This is a genomic window from Photobacterium sp. OFAV2-7 (assembly GCF_022347985.1).
Taxonomy (GTDB): Bacteria; Pseudomonadota; Gammaproteobacteria; order Enterobacterales; family Vibrionaceae; genus Photobacterium.
This window is the reverse complement of the sequence record NZ_JAKRFQ010000529.1, coordinates 1-3,610: the sequence shown is the minus strand read 5'-3', so window position 1 is coordinate 3,610 and position 3,610 is coordinate 1. Positions and strand designations below refer to the sequence as shown.

Here is a 3,610-nt window from a genome sequence, read left to right as displayed (position 1 = left end):
TACTTTTGTAGATAGTTTCAACCTAACGCTGGACGATATTAGTTAATGACACAATTTATTCTCGATCCCAGCTGGGAAAACCGAAAAAGCAATGAACAGAAAGTTCGCCGCAACGACCATCGCTCAGCCTACCAGCGCGACCGGGCAAGGATCCTGCACTCAGCCGCTTTTCGCCGGCTTCAGGCCAAAACACAGGTCCATGGAGCCGGGCACCATGACTTTTACCGCACCCGGCTAACGCATTCCCTGGAAGCCTCACAAATTGGCACAGGCATTGTTGCCCAACTGAAAATCAAACAACCAGCATTTCGTGATCTGCTGCCATCGACTAGCCTGATGGAAAGCCTGTGTCTGGCACATGATATCGGTCACCCTCCCTTTGGCCACGGCGGCGAGGTTGCACTGAACTACATGATGCGTGAGCATGGCGGCTTTGAAGGCAACGCCCAGACATTTCGTATCGTTACCCTGCTCGAACCCTATACCGAACACTTCGGTATGAACCTGTCGCGTCGCACCTTACTTGGTCTGCTGAAATACCCGGCACTTATCAGCAATACCCGGGCAACAGAGCTTCCGGCAGAGGTTGCCAACTTTCGCCACCTCAAGGCCAAAGACTGGCACCCAGCCAAAGGAGTGTATAACGATGATACGGAAACCTTCGAATGGGTGCTGGGATTGCTTTCCGATCACGACCGCGAACTCTTTAGCCAGATGCGCCGTCAACGCAGTCGCCCGACTGAACACCTGAAAACGCGCTTCAAGTCGCTCGACTGCTCGATTATGGAGCTGGCCGATGATATCGCCTACGGTGTACACGATCTGGAAGATGCTATCGTGATGGGCATTGTCACCCGCGAACAATGGCACGAAGCCGTCGCCAGCAAACTTGCCGACTGCGGTGAGCCCTGGCTGGAAGCGCGCATTGGCAAGCTAAGCGAACAACTGTTTGGCACCCACCACCAGCGCAAAGATGCCATCGGGGCAATGGTCAACGCCCTGCTGACCTCTATTCACATCGCTCCGGCTATTCAAAACGGCGTCGATAGTTTTGACGAGCCTCTTCTCCAATGGAATGCCTTTCTCTCCGAGTCGATGGAGCGAGTGCTGGAGGTGTTAAAGCAGTTTGTCAGTGATTTTGTGGTGAAAAAGCCAGAGATCCAGTTGCTCGAATACAAAGGGCAACAACTGGTGATGGAACTGTTCGAAGCATTTGCCTCCGATCCGGAGCGTCTGCTTCCAGCCAATACTCGAGAGCGATGGGAGAAGGCCGTCAGCAACGGGGAAAATGCGCACAGGATCATTGCGGATTATATCTCGGGAATGACAGATGGCTTTGCCCAGCGACTTTACAGCACTCTATTCCAGCCAACCACCGCCGTTGGCGTCGGCCACGAAGGGCATGGGTTTTAGGCAAGGCTCCTCCCACTTTACAAGGGGGAGGAACTAAACCACGACAGCCTAACTATAAATTAGGAATTATAGCCTTGAGTTTCACGTTTATAATTCCTTTCAAACACCCCCTCGGGCATTTGCTGAATCTGAAAGTCAATCATTCGGTTGAAAGCACCAATCAAGGGGGAGAACTTGGCTTCCCCTTCGAGTGCGGCCAAAGCCAGATAACCGGCCTCGACGGTCGAGACCCCCTGCTCTTTGGGTGACTTGCGGATCCGGTAATTACCCTTCTCGACATTATCCAGATTAACCGTTGGCAGGGTCTGGAGGTTACTGGACAACTGCCACATTTTGTAGGCTTTTTTCCATGTTCCATCAAGCAAAATCAGTACTCGTTTTACGCCTTCACGCTGCGGCTGCCGGGCCAGTGAAGAAACAGGCTCCGAATATTCTCCAGGGTATACAATGTAGACATCTCGCAAAGGATCGCTTAACAAGGTGTTCAGCTCATCATGTTCAGAAAAATCCTCTCCAACCCACAACCGGGCATTGGGTAAAGAGAGCGTCAGTATACGTGCGGTACCAATTGCACGTTTTACCTCTGAAGGATGTTGTAATATCCAGAGTTCGGTTTTAGCATCAACAGTTTGGATCCAGCTGCAAATACAGGCTTTTTGGGCCTTGCCGCACTGCTCACAATATCGGCTCATCGAGGTGACCTTGTCTATTCGTACTTTTCTGATTATTGCCATCACAGCTCTTTTCATCGCACAGTGGCCCGCCGCCCAATACTGGTTGGCCTGGGATCGCAGTGCAATACTCGATGGCGAAGTCTGGCGGATCCTAACAGGAAACCTGACCCATACCAATTGGCCGCATATGATAATGAATACTCTGGCGCTGGCAATCATCACATTCATTTATCGGTTACATTACTCTGCCCGCTCGTATAGCTTGTTGCTACTGGCACTTTCGGCTGTCGTTGGGCTTGGGATCATCGCGACTGACATCCAGTGGTATGCCGGGCTATCAGGGGTACTTCACGGACTATTTGCCTGGGGGGCCGTAAAAGATATCCAGACCAAACAAAAAGGTGGCTGGCTGCTTCTGCTGGGGCTCATTGGCAAAATCGCTTCTGAACAATACTTCGGCGGCTCGGCCAGTTCAGAAGCACTTATCGGGGCACGCGTTGCTATCGAAGCACACCTTCTCGGTGCCATTGCCGGTGTAGTCTGCGCATTAATCCCGGTTGTATTGAAGAAAAGCTCAAATAAAAACCAGCTATTCAGCTAATGACTGCCGCGAACACTTTGCACAAACACCACTGCAAATGAGAATCATTATTGACAACACCACCATTAAGTTGCATTATAAATGCAACTTAAGCACATCTATTTAGTTCTCACTCGCACGATAAGAGGTCATTATGAGCCATCTAAGAATACCAGCTGATTGGACAATTCAGCGTTCAACCCCTTTCTTTACCAAGCAAACAGTACCTGCGGCTTTGCTATCGCACCATAATACGGCAGCGGGTGTGTTCGGACAGCTTTGTGTTATGGAAGGAAGTGTCACTTATTACGGTTTTGCTGATAGCGAAGCAACAGAGCCAGAGGTCAAAATCGTCATCAATGCCGGCCAGTTCGCAACCAGCCCACCACAGTACTGGCACCGCATCGAACTCTCCGATGACGCGCAATTCAACATTAACTTCTGGTCAGAGAAAGAAAAGAAAGGTCAGCCCCTATTCAATACTAAGAAATAACCAGCAATTGCCAAGAAATGGCCCCCCTCACTCAAACAGCTTCGCCAAGGAAGGCGAAGAAGAACCACATACCTCTCTTCTTCAGCCGCTGTACTTTGAAGAAAGTTTAAAGCTTAATTCGCTCCCGGTTCTTGGCGACAGTCGCAGCACCTATCCCCTTCACATTTTCTAGCTCGTCAGCTGTGGCAAACGTACCATGAGTATTGCGGTATTCAATGATATTTGCTGCTTTGTCCGGCCCGATACCAAGTAGTAGCTTGTCCAGCTCTTCAGCATTAGCTGTATTGATATTCACAGTGATCTCAATACCCTCATGTGAATCACCACTAGCATGCCCCACAGGAACAAAGCATAGCGCGGCAATCAGTACTACTGCATGAAAGAATACGTTCAAAATTAACCTCCACTAATTACAAACTAAATAGGAATATCTCGATGTTCTACGGTAAT

General features: G+C 49.9%; 5 protein-coding genes. 3 read left to right on the top strand and 2 right to left on the bottom strand.

From position 1 onward, the window contains the following. Positions 1-45 precede the first annotated feature (45 nt). Positions 46-1,413, top strand: a complete 1,368-nt coding sequence (locus MHN01_RS20315) for an anti-phage deoxyguanosine triphosphatase (RefSeq protein ID WP_239413071.1) — start codon at positions 46-48, stop codon at positions 1,411-1,413. A 59-nt stretch (positions 1,414-1,472) separates the two neighbouring features. Here the strand turns inward: MHN01_RS20315 and MHN01_RS20310 are convergent, their stop codons facing one another. Further along, positions 1,473-2,105: a tRNA-uridine aminocarboxypropyltransferase gene (locus MHN01_RS20310; protein ID WP_239413070.1), complete on the bottom strand. Its 633-nt coding sequence runs from the start codon at positions 2,103-2,105 to the stop codon at positions 1,473-1,475. 10 nt (positions 2,106-2,115) lie between these two features. Here MHN01_RS20310 and rrtA point away from each other — a divergent pair, with 10 nt between their 5' ends. Both rrtA and MHN01_RS20300 read left to right on the top strand, forming a co-directional pair. Beyond that, positions 2,116-2,688, top strand: coding sequence for a rhombosortase (gene rrtA / locus MHN01_RS20305; protein ID WP_239413069.1), 573 nt, complete (start codon positions 2,116-2,118; stop codon positions 2,686-2,688). A 133-nt stretch (positions 2,689-2,821) separates the two neighbouring features. Continuing rightward, positions 2,822-3,160, top strand: a complete 339-nt coding sequence (locus tag MHN01_RS20300; protein WP_239413068.1) for a DUF1971 domain-containing protein — start codon at positions 2,822-2,824, stop codon at positions 3,158-3,160. A gap of 106 nt (positions 3,161-3,266) precedes the next feature. On the opposite strand, the gene MHN01_RS20295 is transcribed toward MHN01_RS20300, so the two are convergent. Further along, positions 3,267-3,554 carry a ComEA family DNA-binding protein gene (locus MHN01_RS20295; RefSeq protein WP_239413067.1) on the bottom strand — a complete coding sequence of 96 codons (288 nt, stop codon included), beginning with the start codon at positions 3,552-3,554 and terminating at the stop codon, positions 3,267-3,269. Positions 3,555-3,610 lie beyond the last annotated feature (56 nt).